A 16221-nucleotide genomic window follows, 5' to 3' on the forward strand; every position below is an offset into this window, starting at 1 on the left:
AAAAGTTGCAAATATACGCACGAGGCAGGTATTTAAAGATTTAAAAGGGTTTTTAATCCATCACAAGCCTGAACCTGCAAATTATGATCCAGAATGGGAGATAAGTTGAATGGTATGAAAAAGTACTTCGGAAAGACTTTTTCAGATCCCGGTCATTTTCTCCAGATGATGATAATCAATCCCGAAATACTGTTTGGCATCCTGTAGCTTTTTCAGGATCAGCTCCCGGTCCGGCAAATCCCGCTGGTTTCTGATTCCAACGATCATGACGTTTTTAGGCGTATGCGCATCGGATATAAATTCAAAAACTTTCGTTTTGTAACCGAAATATTCGAGGATCAAAGCCCGGATTCCGTCCGTGACCATCTCGGCCTGCCTTTCCAGAAATATTCCGTACCGGGTAAGAAAGCCGATATCGTTCTCAGCTTTGTTCTTTTCTATTTCTCTGCGTATCTGCTTGTGACAGCACGGCGCAACCACAATCAGGTCGGACCCTGCCGAAATTCCCTTGTAAATGGCATCGTCCGTCGCGGTATCGCAGGCATGGAGCGCAATCAGAATATTCGTTCCGCTGCTGTTGAAATCTGCAATGGTTCCTTCCTCAAAATGCAGCTGCTCAAAACTGCTTTCCTGAGCAATCTGATTGCAGAGATCCACAAGGTCTTTACGGAATTCGATTCCGGTAACGTCGGCATCCAGCTTCAGTACATTGCTGAGGTAATCGTATAATGCAAAAGTAAGGTAACCTTTTCCCGAGCCCATATCGGCTACTTTCAGCTTTCCTGCGGTCGGAATGTCCCGAATGAGGCTGCTCAGGATTTCTACATAATGATTGATCTGGCGGTATTTGTCCTGTGCATTTTTGTAAACATTCCCGTCTTCATCCGTAATTTTAAGCTGGTGCAGATATGGTTTGTTTCGGGAGGCAAGCAGGCGGTTTTTGGCTTTGTCGTGTTCGAGTGAAGGCCGTGTCCTAACGGCCGTATCCGACTTTTTCAACAAAATTTTCTGGTTTTTCAGCAGTTCAAATTGCAGGTCAGAAGAAATAGTCTGCAGTGTTGCTGCATGGAAGTCGGTTGCGAGTTTGTTCAGTACATACGCCACCGTTTCCTGCCGACTGAAATTTTTAACAATGTCCTTGGTTTTGTACCGGAATGTAAAGCTGAACTTCTCTTCCCTTTTGATCAGCGTTTTTTTAATGTAAATATTTTTGAGATTTTCTTCTGCGCCTTTGTAATTGCCGAGCGATAATTTGATAAAGGTATCATTTTGAAGACTTTGCTCGAATGCAGTTATAAAATCCTGTTTCTTTTCCGCAATATTCATTGGTTGTATTTTACTTTCTTTTACTAACATCAAAAGCAGCTGTACAGTTTTACTTGTACGCGGATTTCATCTTACAACCGGCTTGGGAATCTCTATTTCCACTTTGATGCCTACATATTTTTCCGAGGTTATATTCAGTCTTCCGCGCAGACTGTCGAGTCTGTTTTTGATATTACGCAGTCCGATTCCCTGTTTGGATTGATCCATCATTCCGTTGCCGTTATCGGTGATCACCAAGTGTATGCTTTTATGGTTTTCTTTGAGCATAACGGTAGCCTCGGTCGCCCCTGAATGTTTGATGATGTTGTTTGTCAGTTCAAGGACAATGCTGTAAAGTTCAAATTCAATTTTATTGTTCAGCCGCCGGTCCATTCCGGAAATGTTCAGAATGAATGAAATGTTCTTGTTTTCGTTCAGCTTGTCGATAAGCCGGTACATGGCCATTACAAGCCCGTGTTCTTCCAGTTCCTGCGGCATCAGGTTGTGCGACAAACTTCTTACTTCCCTGTATGCCGACCGGACCATTTGATGCACGCTTTCATAAATCTTTTCTTCCTCCTGCGAAAGCACTTTTTTATCAATTCCGTACAAATACCAGTTCAGTGAAGCCAGCGTACCGCCCAGATTGTCGTGAAGTTCGGCGGCCACTCGTTTTCTTTCAATAGCCTGCCCGCGGATCAGCGCTTCCTTGATCTCCGCATTTTTTCTTCTCAGCTTCTTGTTGTTAAACCATAAAAAAGCCGCAAAGCCAATGATCAGAAAGGAAAATCCGATCAGAATCTGCAGTAAAGTGCGCTGTTCGCTGACAAGCTTTTCCTGATATTTGGAATCCATCAGCTGATTGTCATAGCTAAGCTGGTACATGGTATATTGCCGCTGGACGGTTTCGTTATGAAGCATCCTCCGGTTAAAAATGACTTTTTCCAGATAGTCCAGTGCTTCCACGTACATATGTTTACCCTTATACCCTTTTGAAAGCGATAACAATGCCCAGTTTGTCTGCTGGGAAGAGTGATAAATATTGGAGTAGTCCAGTGCTTTCAGGGAAGTTTCAATTGCTTCATCATACTTGCCGCTAAGCGCATACGTGTTTGCAAGATCATTCAGTACGTTCAGCTCGCCGTACAGATTATTTATTTTCTGGAACAAAAGCAGCGATTTTTCAAAGTATTCCTCAGCCTGGGCATGTTCGCTTTGAAGGACGTGCAGATAACCTTTGCTTTGAAGTACCGTGGCTTTTCCCCAGTCCGAATGCAGCGTATCGAATAATGCATAGGCATGATCGTAATAAGGCATCGCTTCATCATACATTTTTTTTTCCCGGAAGCTGTTGCCCAGGTTTTCCAGACAGATGGCTCTTGCGCTGTCAGCACCCAGTGTTTTAAAAATACGGATGGCATGATTGTAATTGATCCGTGCAGAATCCCACTGGCGGTATTCCGAATAGCTGTCGGCCAGAAAACGCTTTGCCTGCGCCGTATAGAACGGCATGCCGATCTCCTTGGACAGAATCATTGTTTCATTGGAAAGCTCCCGCAGTACATCGTAGCTTCCGTCCAGTAGATAATAGGTACTCAGTAAGTTATATGCCAGAATTTTACCCTTGCTCCATTCGTGTTTCTGCGACAGGCGCAAAACGTACTTGGCGTAAAACATGGCTCTTTCTGCATCCTGAAAAAGGTAAGTCGAGGAGAGTTTATGATATTTCAGGATCAGTACGGTATCCTCCGCAAAATTTTCTCGCGGAAGCGCAGCCACAACGTTTGACTTTTTTGCAGCGTTGTCCTCATCCTTTCCAAAGAAGCTGCATTGGCTTCCTGAAAGTAAAAGGGTTAACAGAAAAAAAGAAATCAGCCTGTAGAGATTAGCCATAAAAATGAAAACCGTATCGGGCAGGCTTGAAGGCAAACCGCATAAAGTAAAAGATTTTCATGGTACACATCCGGTATTTAATTTAACAAGTCAAAGATAGAAAATGAATTGATAACATGATACGCAATTTCACCGTGTCCTGAATCAAGGATTACTGATTGTTAATTACAAAAAAATACGTGGAAGTCTGTCTGAACGGTACCTTTAAAAATAACAGAAATAAACGCAAATAAATGCTTTTTCCCGAAAAGGCTAGATGATATTCATCGTTTGTTCCTTGATCTTTTCAAGTTCGTCTTTCATTTGAACCACAAAATGCTGGATCGTTGCATCGTTGGCCTTTGATCCGATTGTATTGATTTCCCTCCCAATTTCCTGTGCAATGAAGTTCAGTTTCTTGCCGTTGCTTTCACTTGCTTTCAGCGTTTCGGTAAAATAGGTGAGGTGATTGGCAAGCCGTATTTTTTCTTCTGAAATATCAAATTTTTCAACATAATAAATCAGTTCCTGTTCAAAACGGTTTGTATCGAAATTGTCGTCCGCCAGCAATTCCCTTACATGCTTCTCAAGTCGTTCACGAACGGCAGGAATCCGCAGTTTATCCTGTTCGGAAACGCTGTCCAGCAAACCGCTGATCGTTTTGATGTACTCCACAAACTTGTCGGAAGTCATTTTGCCCTCCTGCTCACGGAAAACATTGCATTTCCGGAGTGCTTCCATAACCGCCACTTTAATCTGTACCCAGTCATTTTCCTTGTCCGAATCTTCTGCAGCTTCGTTATTATAGGCATTAGGCATTTGCAGCGCAATACGGAACAGCTCGGTTGTGTCGGGTACAAACCCCAGATCCGTTGCTGTGGACGAAAGATCCGCAAAATAAGCATTGACAAGCGGCCTGTTTACAGACGTTGAAGCTACGGTTTTGCCGACCGGCTGTACGGAAAGCGTAAATTCAACTTTTCCCCTTTCCAGCGACTGCGTGATCAGGTTTCGTATTTCTATTTCCTTATCCGAGTAATTTCTGGGAATACGGCAGTAAATATCCAGAAACTTGGAATTAAGGGTTTTGATTTCAACGGTTACATTTATTGAGTCGGACTCGATGTTGGATACACCGTACCCGGTCATTGATTTTAACATTATAAATCGCTTTTAATAAAAGAAGTTGTTAGTTACTGAAGTTCTGCAGCAGAAATCCATCAGTTTAAAACCTTTGCTTGCCGCCTGCTTTTGCAGGATGCTGGCTTTCTGAAGGCTGCGGTTTCGAGATCAGCGCATTTTTATTTAATTCACTGTTTACGATCCTGAACCGCGAAACGTCGCATGCAAGGTAAATGGCCTGTAACAATGAGCCCGGCTCGGCCATGTTTTTTCCGGCAATGTTATATGCCGTTCCGTGATCCGGCGATGTACGCACAATGGACAGTCCGGCGGTAAAGTTGACGCCTTCATTGAAAGCCAGCGTTTTGAAAGGAACAAGCCCCTGATCGTGATACATGGCCAGCACGGCGTCGTACTGCTTGTAAGTGCCGGCTGCGAAAAAGCCATCCGCCGGAAACGGCCCGATTACAAGATGGCCTTTTTCCTTAAACTGTCTGATTACCGGCTGGATGATTTCAATTTCCTCACTTCCCAGCAAACCGTTTTCACCCGCATGCGGATTCAGTCCGAGCACCGCCAGCTTAGGCTTTTTAATGCCGAAATCACCTTTCAACGATTGCAGGATCTGTTCGATCTTGGCGCTCAGTTTTTCTGGAGTAACCTGCGAAGCTACTTTTCCGAGCGGAATGTGGCCCGTCAGAACACCGACTCTCAATTCTCCTGCGACCATAAACATCAATGCTTCATTCTTGTTAAAAGCTTCGGCAAGATATTCCGTATGGCCGGGAAACTTGAATGTCTCGCTTTGTATATTGTCTTTATTGATCGGACCCGTAACCAACGCCTGAATGCTGCCCGATTTAAGGTCTTCAACGGCGCGGTTCAATGCTGCAAGGGAACCTTGTCCGGCTTCGGCTGTAATCTTGCCCGGCTGGATTTCCGTTTGCTGATCCGGCCAGCAGGTAATGACATTCGTTAATTTCGGATTAGCCTGTTCCGGCCGCTGGATACCGTGGAGAGTCCAGTCTTTCATTTCAAACAGGTGCCTGTACTGATTGAGAACTCTGAGCGAACCATAAATAACGGGCGTGCATAATCTTGCGAGCTGGTTTCCTTCCAGTGCTTTCAGGATTACTTCGGGTCCGATGCCGTTATAATCGCCAATGGTAATTCCTATAATTGGTTTATCTGTATTTTGATCGCTCATGGAGGTAAAATGCGGTTGTAACTGTGCTTCTGAGTAATTCTGTATTACTTTTGCCGAACGTTTGACCGGCAAGTTACAAAAAATCCTGTGCTCCCATGAAAATCCTGATAGCAGACACGATGCATTCTTCTCTTTTTACAATGCTGGAGGAGCAAGGCTGGGAATATGCATATCATCCTGAATACCGCCGGGAAGACATCAAAGCAACAATTTCCGGCTATGAAGGGATCGTAATCCGGAGTAAAACTTTTCTGGACGAAGAAATGCTGGCCCCCGCCCGTAAGCTGCGGTTTATTGCAAGGGCAGGAGCGGGCCTGGACCTTATTGACCTGAATGTGGCCAAAGCACGCGGTATACAGGTTTTTCATGCAGGAAAAGGAAACCGCGACGCAGTGGCTGAGCATGCGCTTGGAATGCTGCTGAATCTTTTTAATAACATCACGAAAGCAGACCGGGAAGTGCGTCAGGGCATCTGGGACAGAGAGGGAAACCGCGGCGTAGAATTGATGAACAAAACAGTCGGCATTGTCGGATACGGTAACAATGGTTCGGCTACTGCAAAAAGACTAAGTGGGTTCGGGTGCCGCGTTCTGGCTTATGACAAATACCGTGATCGCTACGGCGATGAATTTGCAACGGAATGTACGCTTGAACAAATCACAAAAGAAGCGGATATACTCAGTCTTCACATTCCGTTGTCTGAAGAAACCCGTTATCTGATCGATGAGCATTTTATCGATAACTTCTCAAAACCGTTTTACCTGCTGAATCTTTCACGCGGGGAAATCGTGAAACTGGATGCGGTTGTACACGGACTTCAGTCCGGAAAAATAAAGGGAGCCTGTCTGGACGTTTTTGAAAACGAAAAAATCAGCAGGCTGTCTCCGGCACAGCAAACCGCATTCGATTACCTGCGTACTTCGGATAAAGTTGTGCTGACACCGCATGTCGGCGGCTGGACGCATGAAAGTTATGTCCGGATCAATGAAGTACTTGTACAGCAGATTACGGAATGGCTGAAAGCTTCCTATTCTGTACTCTGATCCAATTATCCGGAACCTGATCGTTGTAAAACAAAAATGCCGACCAAAGGTCGGCACGTTTGCATCTATTAGCCATGAAAAATAAAATACTTATTTGCCAAGTGTACCGCGAAGTGCACGAGGGATTTCTACCGAAGCAATCGGATTGCTTCCGGCTGTTAATATAACAAAATTTTCTGCTTTAATAGCTCCCACTTTCACAGATTTTCCTAAATCCAGTTCTGTTACATCAACATCAACATAGTCCGGAATGTTCTCGGCCAGACCTTGTACGCGCAATTTACGCAATTTTTGATTCATTTTACCACCTTTCATTACACCGGTGGAAGTACCTGTCAATTTTACCGGTACCTCTACTTTTATCTCTTTTCCGTCAACGATTTCCAGAAAATCCGCGTGAATTAAAGAATCGTTAACCGGATGAAATTGTTTTTCCTGAAGAATGGCGTTATACAACGTGCCTTCTATATTAAGCGTCACATTAAAAATATCCGGTGTGAAAAGCAATTCACGGAACAACATGGCCGGTGCATAAAAATGTACCTGCTCATTACCTCCGTACAGCACAGACGGAACATAACCCTGCGAACGTAACTCCTGGGCTTCCATCTTGCCGAGATTCGCTCTTTTAAACCCTACAATCTCATGCTTTTTCATAAGAATATTAAATTAAAATATAATTAAAAATAAATTTACTGATGATTTATAAACAATGAACTAATAGATTCATGATCACGGATACGACCGATTGCTTTTGCAAAAAGCTCAGCAACGGACAGTACGCGTATTTTTGCATTCTGTTGCTTCAGAGGAATCGTATCCGTAATGATCAACTCCTCAAGAACAGAATTTGCAATATTTTCGTGCGCTTTGCCGGACATAATTGCGTGAGTACTAATGGCTCTTACCGAATTGGCGCCTTTTTCAAGAATTATTTCGGCCGCTTTGCAGAGCGTGCCGCCGGTATCAATAAGATCATCGACAAGCACGACGTCCATACCTTCCACATCCCCGATTACCTGCATGCTGGCTATTTCATTGGCTCTTTTCCTGTGTTTGTCACAAAGGATCATGTCCACATTCAGGAATTTAGCAAAGTTCCTGGCCCTTGCGGCGCCGCCCATATCCGGCGAGGCAATCAGCAGGTTTTTAAGGTTCAGGGATTTGATATAGGGAACAAAAATGGAAGTTCCTTCCAGATGGTCCACAGGCAAATCAAAAAAGCCCTGGATTTGTCCGGCATGCAGATCGACGGTCATCAGTCGGTCCACACCAACGGAAGTCAGCAGGTTAGCCACTACTTTTGCAGCAATAGCTACTCTTGGCTTGTCTTTTCTGTCCTGCCTTGCATAGCCGAAATAAGGGATTACAACGGTTACGTAATGAGCAGAAGCACGGCGGGCCGCATCGACCATCAGCAACAATTCGAGTAAATTGTCGGCCGGAGGAAATGTGGACTGGATCAGAAAAACATCGCAGCCTCTGATGGATTCCTCAAAACTTGGTGATAACTCTCCGTCGCTGAATTTTCTTAGCGTATATCCACCCAGTTCCTTGCCATAATACCTGGCTATGTCTTTGGCCAAATACTCGGATTGACTTCCCGAGAATATTTTTACTGTATTGAATGAACCCATTGGCCAATCTAAAATTTGCGCAAAATTAAGTAAAATCAGTTAATTGCGGTAATATTTTATTAAAAAAGTATTGTAGAGCTGCACACAAAGCCATCCGACCAGCATTCCGATCAAAGCGCCGGTGAGGATATCGCCCGGATAATGCACGCCTACATATACTCTGCTGTATGAATATACGATTGCCCATAAAAAAATCAGGCCCATATACCGGACTTTTGTTTTCAGAAAAGCAAACCATGTAAAAGCCACTGCAAAACTTGTGGAAGCATGTGAGGAAGCAAACCCGTACAGGCCGCCGCAGTCCGTTACCTGATTAAACATCCCCTGTAAAGTAGGTTCATGGCATGGCCGGAAGCGGATAAAATACGGCTTCATAAACCCTGACGTAATTTTATCTGCAATGATCACAGCAATCAGAACCATTGCAATCGTTGCAAAGCCTTCTTTTCTGTTATATCGCATGGTAATAACGACCAAAAAAAGATAAAGCGGAATCCATGTATATTTGAACGTAATCCAGTACATCAGCGTGTCCAGCCATGGCGTATGCATGCTGTTCAGCAAGAGAAACAATTCCTGATCGGAACGGATTAACATTTCAACCATATGCATCATGAGCTGAATCCGAGTATTTTACGGACTTTGGTAATGGTTTGCTGTGCGATGGCCCTTGCTTTTTCTTCGCCTTCGGTCAAGATGTTTTCAAGCTCACTTTCATTTTCCATATAGTAATTGAAAATCCTGCGCGGCTCGGCAAATTTTTCCAGCAGGCATTCGAACAATGCCTGTTTGGCATGGCCGTAACCATAGCCGCCCTTTTCGTAATTCTGACGCATGGCAGCTACGTCGGACGGCGATGCAACGAGGCTGTACAATTTAAACGTAATGTCCGCATCCGGATCTTTCGGGTCTTCCAGTGGCGTGGAATCGGAGACAATCTTTTTAGTAATTTTTTTCAGTTCATTTTCCGGCACGAAAATGTCAATGTAATTATGATACGACTTGCTCATTTTCTGTCCGTCTATGCCCGGAACGGTCATGACTGCTTCGTCAATTTGTGGTTCCGGCAGTACCAGAATTTCTGCTCCGGCGAGTTGGTTGAAACGGTTTGCAATGTCTTTGGTCATTTCCAGATGCTGCTTCTGGTCTTTTCCGACGGGAATGATATTGGCATCATAAAGCAGGATATCGGCTGCCTGAAGCGCAGGATATGTAAACAGTCCGGCATTTACATCCGCCAGTTTTTCAGATTTTTCCTTGAACGAAGTCGCATTGGCCAGCATGGGAAAAGGCGTGAAGCAGTTCAGGTACCAGGCCAGTTCGGTATGTTCCTGAACCCGCGACTGCCGCCAGAATACATTCTTCTTGTAATCGAACCCGAGTGCAAGCCAGGCAGCCGCCACAGCACGGACATATTCCGTTCTCAGCGCTCCGTCTTTCAGTGAAGTAAGGGAATGAAGGTCTGCAATGAAGAAAAACGACTCGTTTTCAGGATTTTTTGATAATTCGATTCCGGGCAGGATTGCTCCTAAAATGTTCCCCAGATGAGGACGCCCGCTGCTTTGAATGCCGGTAAGGACTCTGGCCATTTATATCTAAAAAAATTACTTGTTTTGTTTTTGAAAGTTTCTGATCGGCTTTCTGCGATTATCCCAGAAAAAAAGCAGTACAATGGTATCTTCATTGATTTCATAGAAGAGCGAACATTGTTTGGCAATAAACCCCTTCCTTACTTTTGGATTGTAAACTGAAGCCTCATACATATAAGGAAATTCTGCTATTTGCTTCAATGCGTTGTTTACAATCTTAATAAATTTCTTAACCTGATTTTCAGACCATTTTTCCTCCAAATGGCAGATAATGTGTGCAAAGCTTTCTTCAGCTTCCTGAGTCCAGCGAATATTTTTACTCATCTAATTATAAATACTTGTTGTACTTCTGCATTACTTCGTCATGCGATCTGGTTTCGCCATCAAGGGATTGTCTTTGTCCTTTTGCAATGCCGTCTTTGACATGATCCGGAAGCTCTTCCCAAAAGTCTTCTTCTTTATTCAGCTTTTTCTGAATTTCTTCCCAATCCTTGATCGGTATCACAACGGCGGTCTTTTTTCCTTCTTCGTTTGACAAAAATTGGACATTCATATCTTTCAGTCAGTTAGCGTTTTTAAGGAATACCTTCCTGTTTCTATTTGCCAAAATTCGTTAAATTGAACAAGAAAACGTAGTAGATTTGAATTTTATCGTTGCAATAAATCACAATGGAATCCCAAACACTTCACTTCCTCAGCCAATTAGCAGAAAATAACAACAGAGACTGGTTTCAGGAGCACCGCAAAGATTATGACGCCGCCAAAGCAGATATGGAAAATCTCGTAGGTTTTCTGATTCAGCAGATCGGAAAGTTTCAGGACCTTGGAAATCTTCAGATAAAAGAATGCCTTTTGCGCATAAACCGTGATATCCGGTTTTCCAAAAACAAGGCGCCGTATAAGAATAACCTGAGCGCAGGAATCGGTCCGGGCGGTAAAAGTTCGGGTAAAATCGATTATTATATCCAGATTCAGCCGCATGACCAGACTTTTCTGGGCGGAGGAATGTGGGAAACCACTTCCGAGCAGATTGCCCGTTACCGGCAGGAAATTGATTACAATGCCGGCGAACTGAAAGCGATTATCGAAAACAAGGAATTCAGAACTTTTTTCCCTGAGATATCCGGCGAATCCCTTAAGACCATGCCCAAAGGTTACCCGAAAGATCACCCGGAAATCGGGCTTCTTAAACGTAAACAGCTTTTCTTTATGCACCGTTTTACGGATAAGGAAGTGGCTTCCAAAGATTTTGGTGAAAAAGTGTTAAAAGGTGTCAGGATTCTTAAACCTTTTACCGACTATATGAATTATATATTATATGAACAGCATGCGGAACAATGATTTCAGGTCATTGAAATTTCGCGTTGAAAGTCCATTGTTCAATCACTTTATCTGATCACATGCAGTTTTCCCACTTACATTGCCATACCCAGTTTTCACTGCTGGACGGTGCGGCGGATATAAAAAAACTATTTAAAAAGGCAAAGGAAGACAACATGCCGGCCGTTGCCATTACCGACCACGGCAATATGTTCGGTGTGTTCGAGTTTGTTGCGGAAGGGAACAAGCAGGGCATCAAGCCGATCGTCGGCTGCGAGTTTTACGTCGTGGAAGACAGGCATGTCCGTCAGTTTACAAAAGATAAAAAAGACGTTCGCCATCACCAGCTGCTGCTTGCAAAAGATGAAATCGGCTATAAAAACCTTGTGAAAATGTGTTCGCTGGGCTTTATGGAAGGCATGTACGGCAAGTACCCGCGGATTGACAAGGAGCTGATCGTCAAATACCATCAGGGACTGATTGCAACGACTTGCTGCATTGGTGCCATTATCCCGAAGACCATTCTTAAAAAAGGCGAAGAAGAAGCGGAAAAGGAATTCAGATGGTGGCTGAATCTTTTTGGCGATGATTTTTACGTAGAATTGCAGCGTCATGAAATCCGCGATCAGTACATTGTGAATGAAGTGCTTGTACGGTTTGCCAAGAAATATAACGTCAAGATTATTGCTTCAAATGATTCGCATTATGTAGATCAGGAAGACTGGAATGCGCACGATATTCTGCTTTGTATCAATACCGGTGACAAGCAGAGTACGCCTTCGGCCAAGGATTTTGATGACGATAAAGGAATTCCGAAAGGCTCGCGTTTTGCGTTTTTCAACGACCAGTTTTATTTCAAGAATACCAGTGAAATGATGAAGCTGTTTAACGACCTGCCGGAGTCGCTGGACAATACAAACGAGATCGTCGATAAGATAAAAACCCTTGATTTAAGAAAAGACATTCTGCTTCCGAATTTCCCGATTCCGGAGGAATTCAAAACGCATACCCTGTCGGAAATGGCTGGTAAAAAAGAACTTACAGCGGACGTTCTGAACCAGTGGGAATATCTAAAGCATTTAACCTTTGAAGGCGCGCGCAGAAAGTACGGCACCGTTACACCCGAAATTGAAGAACGCCTCAACTTTGAGCTGAATACGATCCGGAACATGGGCTTTCCCGGTTACTTCCTGATTGTTGCGGATTTTATTGAAGCGGGCAGAAATATGGGCGTATTCATAGGTCCGGGCCGTGGTTCCGCGGCGGGCTCCGTCGTTGCCTATTGTACGGGAATCACGAACATTGACCCGATCAAGTACGACCTGCTGTTTGAGCGTTTTCTGAATCCGGACCGGATTTCATTGCCCGATATTGATACCGATTTTGATGATGAAGGCCGTCAGAAAGTCATTGATTATGTTGTTAAAAAATATGGCTACAATCAGGTTGCGCAGATTGTAACATACGGTACGATGGCTGCCAAATCGGCGATCAAGGATGTTGCACGCGTTATGGATCTTCCGCTTGCCGACGCCAATGCACTGGCCAAGCTGGTTCCGGACAAGCCGACTTATAACATGACGCTGAACCGCATATTTACAGCGCCGCTGGAAGGAGAGGGCAGTTTGCTGAAAAAAGAAGGCATTGCGCCGGACGAGCTGGACAATGTAAAGAAAATGCGTGCCATTGCATCCGGTACTGATTTGCAGGCGAGTGTTTTACAGGAAGCAAGGCGGCTGGAAGGAACCGTCCGCAACACCGGTATCCACGCTGCGGGGATTATCATTGCGCCAAGTGATCTTACCGAAATTATACCGGTGAGTACTTCCAAGGATTCCGATTTTCTGATTACCCAATATCAGGGAAAAATCATTGAAGATGCCGGTGTAATCAAAATGGACTTTCTGGGGCTCCGAAACCTGACCATTATAAAGGAAGCATTGCGGCTGATCAAACAGAATCACAATAAAGATATTGTTATTGACGACATTCCGCTGGACGACCCGAAAGTTTTTGAACTGTTCCAGCGTGGTGAAACCAATGCCATTTTCCAGTTTGAATCGGACGGAATGAAAAAGCACATGCGCGACCTTATTCCAGACCGTTTTGAGCACCTGATCGCCATGAACGCCTTGTACCGTCCCGGCCCGATTGCATACATTCCGAACTTCATACGAAGAAAGAACGGACAGGAGGAAATTACGTACGATCTGCCCGAGCTGGAAGAATACCTTGCCGATACATACGGAATTACGGTTTATCAGGAACAGGTTATGCTTTTGTCCCAGAAACTGGGCGGCTTTACAAAAGGACAAGCCGATACCTTGCGTAAGGCCATGGGTAAAAAGCAGATTGAAACGCTGAACAAAATGAAGGGCGATTTCATGAAAGGCGGAACGGCAAAAGGTCTGGATGCCAAGAAGCTGGAAAAGATCTGGACGGACTGGGAAGCATTTGCATCGTATGCCTTCAACAAGTCGCATTCAACGTGTTACGCTTTTGTTGCGTATCAGACTGCATACCTCAAAGCGCATTATACGGCAGAATACATGTCGGCGGTACTCACCAGCTCACTTGGAAACATTGAAAAGATCACCTTCTTTATGGAAGAGTGCAAGGCGCAGGGAATCAAGGTACTTGGGCCGGATATCAATGAGTCGGACCGGCAGTTCAATGCCAACAACAGGAATGAGATACGCTTCGGGCTTGCGGGTGTAAAAGGTAGCGGAGACGCTGCAGTGGAATCGATTATTGAAGAACGCAACCTGAACGGACCTTACAAGGATATATTTGACTTTATAACCCGCGTCAATTTAAGAACGGTTAACAAGAAAACGATTGAAAGTCTGGCCTATGCGGGCAGCTTCGACTGTTTTCCGGAATATCACCGTGCACAGTATTTTGCAACCGAACCCGGAGAAAACGGAACATTTATCGAGCGCCTGATCAAATATGCCAACAATTATCATGCAGAAAAATCTTCCGCACAGGCTTCGTTGTTCGGTTCGATGGGAATGGGCAGTTCCATGCTGGCGAAGCCAAGAGCTGCCGAAGTAATGCCCTGGGACGATCTGACAAAGCTTCGTTACGAACAGGAAGTGGTCGGATTTTATATTTCAGGCCATCCGCTGGATACTTTCCGCGTGGAACTTGACAATTTCTGCAACTGTACGCTGGACAAGGTGATGGAAATAGCAGAAGGCGAGAAGTCACCCAAATATTTTGGCAAGGAAATCAGCGTCGGCGGGATTGTTACAAGCGCCATGGAAAGAATGTCGCGAAACGGAAGTCTTTTCATGATCTTTAAATTGGAAGATTACCGCGGTTCCATGGAAATGCTTTTGGGCGGCGAGGATTACATCCGTTTCAAGAATTATCTTCAGGTCGGACAGTTTCTGTACATCAAAGGAAAAGTCCAGAACCGCTGGAAACAGGAAGATCAGTTTGAGTTTAAAATCACACAGATTCAGCTGCTGCCTGAAATACGTGAAAAAATGTGCAGGAAAATAAAGATCAATCTGGCACTGGATCAGATCGACGCCCAGTTTATTCATTTGCTGAATGATACTTTCGGTAATCATCCCGGCCAGTGTTCTGTGAATATGGTGGTTACCGATCCTGAAACACATCTTGAAGTAGAGATGCTATCGCGCGGATACAGGGTTTCACCATCCAATGAACTCTTTAAAGTGCTCAGCGGATTTCACGGCGTAAAATTCTCTTTAAACTAGTTTGTAATTAAAGGAATCCGGAACTTTTAGTACGTATAATTCCTTATAGCATCAGATTAATAAAAAACATTAGACAATTTTTGACATGGGAAAAGCAATTGAAATTACCGATAGCACCTTTGAAGAACTTATCCAGGGCGACAAACCAGTACTTGTAGATTTTTGGGCAGAATGGTGTGGCCCATGTAAAATGATCGGACCTGTTGTAGAGCAGCTGGCCGGCGAGTATGATGGAAAAGCCGTTGTTGGTAAAATGGACGTGGATATGAACTCATCGATACCTGCTAAATTCGGTATTCGCAGCATCCCGACATTAATGATTTTCAAAGGCGGACAATTGGTTGATAAAGTTGTTGGCGTTGTTCCTAAAACAACTTTGGAAGATAAATTAAATGCTCAGATCGCGGCTACTGTATAAGTATTGCGATTGAAGATAATGAAAAAGGCTCCGCTTGGAGCCTTTTTTTGTTTTATGCATTATTAGTTTCTACTCATATATCGCAATCGAAAAAGAAGCCTCGAAAGTCTGGCCGGAAGCTAGTTTTAAAATACCTTCCTTTGTTTCAAAGTTCTGGTCAGAATCGGTACTGTCGGCGATGCCGAGCCAGGGTTCGATGCAAACAAATTCCGCCTGCGGCTTTGCCCAAATCCCAAGGTATGGAAAGTCATTAAAGCGCATGGTTACAACTTCCGGCGACTTTGTACTGCGCAGACTTACAGTTTTGGAAATAAGGTGTTTGAATATCAGTGCATCCTGATCGAACAGATGTTTGTGCAAATGCAGCACATTGGTATTTTCAAGAACGGGCTTTGTATTTTTGCTAACCAGGCCATCTTCAAGCAGCCACGTTGAATCCGTTTCCACCGCTTCAAATTCAAGATAATAATCTTCATAAACTTCGTCTTCATGCAAAGGGCATTTAAACGCCGGATGTCCGCCCAGCGAAAACAGCATTTCCTCCTTGCCGTGATTGATGACCTGATGGTTAACGATTATTTCATGAGATTCCAACTGATAAGTTATCAGGAACTCAAAATCAAAAGGGTAAATCTTTAAGGTTTCCTCGCTGAATTTAAGTCCGAAAGTCAGACTGTTTTCCGTTTGTTTTACCAATTCAACGTTGGCATTGTTTCTGATCATACCATGCCGCGGAACAGCAAAATCATTGCCTTTATATTTTACAAAACCATTTTTGACTGCTCCAATCACCGGAAAAAGGACGGGTGCGGAACTTGCCCAAACATTCGGGTCTGCATCCCACATAAAATCTTTTTCGGTTTTCACAGATTGTATTTTGCAAAGTTCAGCTCCGGTTTGTTTTACTGAAATCCTCAGAAAGTCATTTTCAATTGAATATTCCATTTTAAGGTCAAAGGTTTAAAGCTTGTTAATTT

General features: G+C 44.0%; 15 protein-coding genes. 4 read left to right on the forward strand and 11 right to left on the reverse strand.

All coding sequences use genetic code 11. The features are described from left to right. Nucleotides 1-141: 141 nt before the first annotated feature. The 4 genes from FEM33_RS19520 to pdxA all read right to left on the reverse strand — a co-directional run bounded on the left by FEM33_RS19520 (nucleotide 142) and on the right by pdxA (nucleotide 5506). Nucleotides 142-1326 (reverse strand): class I SAM-dependent methyltransferase, encoded by a 1185-nt coding sequence (locus FEM33_RS19520; RefSeq protein ID WP_139013677.1) that lies wholly within the window; start codon nucleotides 1324-1326, stop codon nucleotides 142-144. Between the two features lie 66 nt (nucleotides 1327-1392). Further along, the gene (locus tag FEM33_RS19525) at nucleotides 1393-3198 is read right to left on the reverse strand and encodes a tetratricopeptide repeat-containing sensor histidine kinase (RefSeq protein ID WP_139013678.1); all 1806 of its coding nucleotides are present in this window, start codon (nucleotides 3196-3198) and stop codon (nucleotides 1393-1395) included. Nucleotides 3199-3450: 252 nt separating this feature from the next. Then, complete coding sequence (locus FEM33_RS19530) at nucleotides 3451-4338, reverse strand: YicC/YloC family endoribonuclease (protein WP_139013679.1); 888 nt, start codon at nucleotides 4336-4338, stop codon at nucleotides 3451-3453. Nucleotides 4339-4402: 64 nt separating this feature from the next. Continuing rightward, on the reverse strand, nucleotides 4403-5506 hold the full coding sequence (pdxA, locus tag FEM33_RS19535; protein WP_139013680.1) for a 4-hydroxythreonine-4-phosphate dehydrogenase PdxA: 1104 nt from the start codon (nucleotides 5504-5506) through the stop codon (nucleotides 4403-4405). A 95-nt stretch (nucleotides 5507-5601) separates the two neighbouring features. On the opposite strand from pdxA, the gene FEM33_RS19540 reads away from it, so the two are divergent. After that, nucleotides 5602-6549 carry a 2-hydroxyacid dehydrogenase gene (locus FEM33_RS19540; RefSeq protein WP_139013681.1) on the forward strand — a complete coding sequence of 316 codons (948 nt, stop codon included), beginning with the start codon at nucleotides 5602-5604 and terminating at the stop codon, nucleotides 6547-6549. 90 nt (nucleotides 6550-6639) lie between these two features. On the opposite strand, the gene FEM33_RS19545 is transcribed toward FEM33_RS19540, so the two are convergent. Genes FEM33_RS19545 through FEM33_RS19570 form a run of 6 tightly spaced genes read right to left on the reverse strand, consistent with a single transcriptional unit; the run spans nucleotide 6640 to nucleotide 10328 of the window. Then, nucleotides 6640-7206, reverse strand: a complete 567-nt coding sequence (locus tag FEM33_RS19545) for a 50S ribosomal protein L25/general stress protein Ctc (protein ID WP_139013682.1) — start codon at nucleotides 7204-7206, stop codon at nucleotides 6640-6642. 35 nt (nucleotides 7207-7241) lie between these two features. Continuing rightward, nucleotides 7242-8186: a ribose-phosphate pyrophosphokinase gene (locus FEM33_RS19550; RefSeq protein WP_139013683.1), complete on the reverse strand. Its 945-nt coding sequence runs from the start codon at nucleotides 8184-8186 to the stop codon at nucleotides 7242-7244. Nucleotides 8187-8225: 39 nt separating this feature from the next. Next, complete coding sequence (locus tag FEM33_RS19555; protein ID WP_139013684.1) at nucleotides 8226-8801, reverse strand: phosphatase PAP2 family protein; 576 nt, start codon at nucleotides 8799-8801, stop codon at nucleotides 8226-8228. Continuing rightward, nucleotides 8798-9775 (reverse strand): tryptophan--tRNA ligase, encoded by a 978-nt coding sequence (trpS, locus tag FEM33_RS19560; RefSeq protein WP_139013685.1) that lies wholly within the window; start codon nucleotides 9773-9775, stop codon nucleotides 8798-8800. The genes FEM33_RS19555 and trpS overlap by 4 nt, the downstream gene beginning before the upstream one ends. Nucleotides 9776-9790: 15 nt before the next feature. Further along, the gene (locus FEM33_RS19565) at nucleotides 9791-10099 is read right to left on the reverse strand and encodes a type II toxin-antitoxin system RelE/ParE family toxin (RefSeq protein WP_139013686.1); all 309 of its coding nucleotides are present in this window, start codon (nucleotides 10097-10099) and stop codon (nucleotides 9791-9793) included. A gap of 4 nt (nucleotides 10100-10103) precedes the next feature. Further along, complete coding sequence (locus tag FEM33_RS19570; protein WP_139013687.1) at nucleotides 10104-10328, reverse strand: hypothetical protein; 225 nt, start codon at nucleotides 10326-10328, stop codon at nucleotides 10104-10106. A 116-nt stretch (nucleotides 10329-10444) separates the two neighbouring features. On the opposite strand from FEM33_RS19570, the gene FEM33_RS19575 reads away from it, so the two are divergent. From FEM33_RS19575 to trxA, 3 genes are all read left to right on the forward strand, one after another. Beyond that, a complete protein-coding gene (locus FEM33_RS19575) occupies nucleotides 10445-11116 on the forward strand; it encodes a DUF2461 domain-containing protein (RefSeq protein ID WP_139013688.1) in 672 nt (223 codons plus the stop codon). Between the two features lie 59 nt (nucleotides 11117-11175). Further along, on the forward strand, nucleotides 11176-14826 hold the full coding sequence (gene dnaE / locus FEM33_RS19580) for a DNA polymerase III subunit alpha (RefSeq protein WP_139013689.1): 3651 nt from the start codon (nucleotides 11176-11178) through the stop codon (nucleotides 14824-14826). 85 nt (nucleotides 14827-14911) lie between these two features. Then, on the forward strand, nucleotides 14912-15244 hold the full coding sequence (gene trxA / locus FEM33_RS19585; protein ID WP_139013690.1) for a thioredoxin: 333 nt from the start codon (nucleotides 14912-14914) through the stop codon (nucleotides 15242-15244). A 69-nt stretch (nucleotides 15245-15313) separates the two neighbouring features. On the opposite strand, the gene FEM33_RS19590 is transcribed toward trxA, so the two are convergent. Further along, the gene (locus FEM33_RS19590; protein ID WP_139013691.1) at nucleotides 15314-16189 is read right to left on the reverse strand and encodes an aldose 1-epimerase family protein; all 876 of its coding nucleotides are present in this window, start codon (nucleotides 16187-16189) and stop codon (nucleotides 15314-15316) included. Nucleotides 16190-16221: the final 32 nt, after the last annotated feature.

This window comes from Dyadobacter flavalbus (genome assembly GCF_006149045.1).
Lineage (GTDB): Bacteria > Bacteroidota > Bacteroidia > Cytophagales > Spirosomataceae > Dyadobacter > Dyadobacter flavalbus.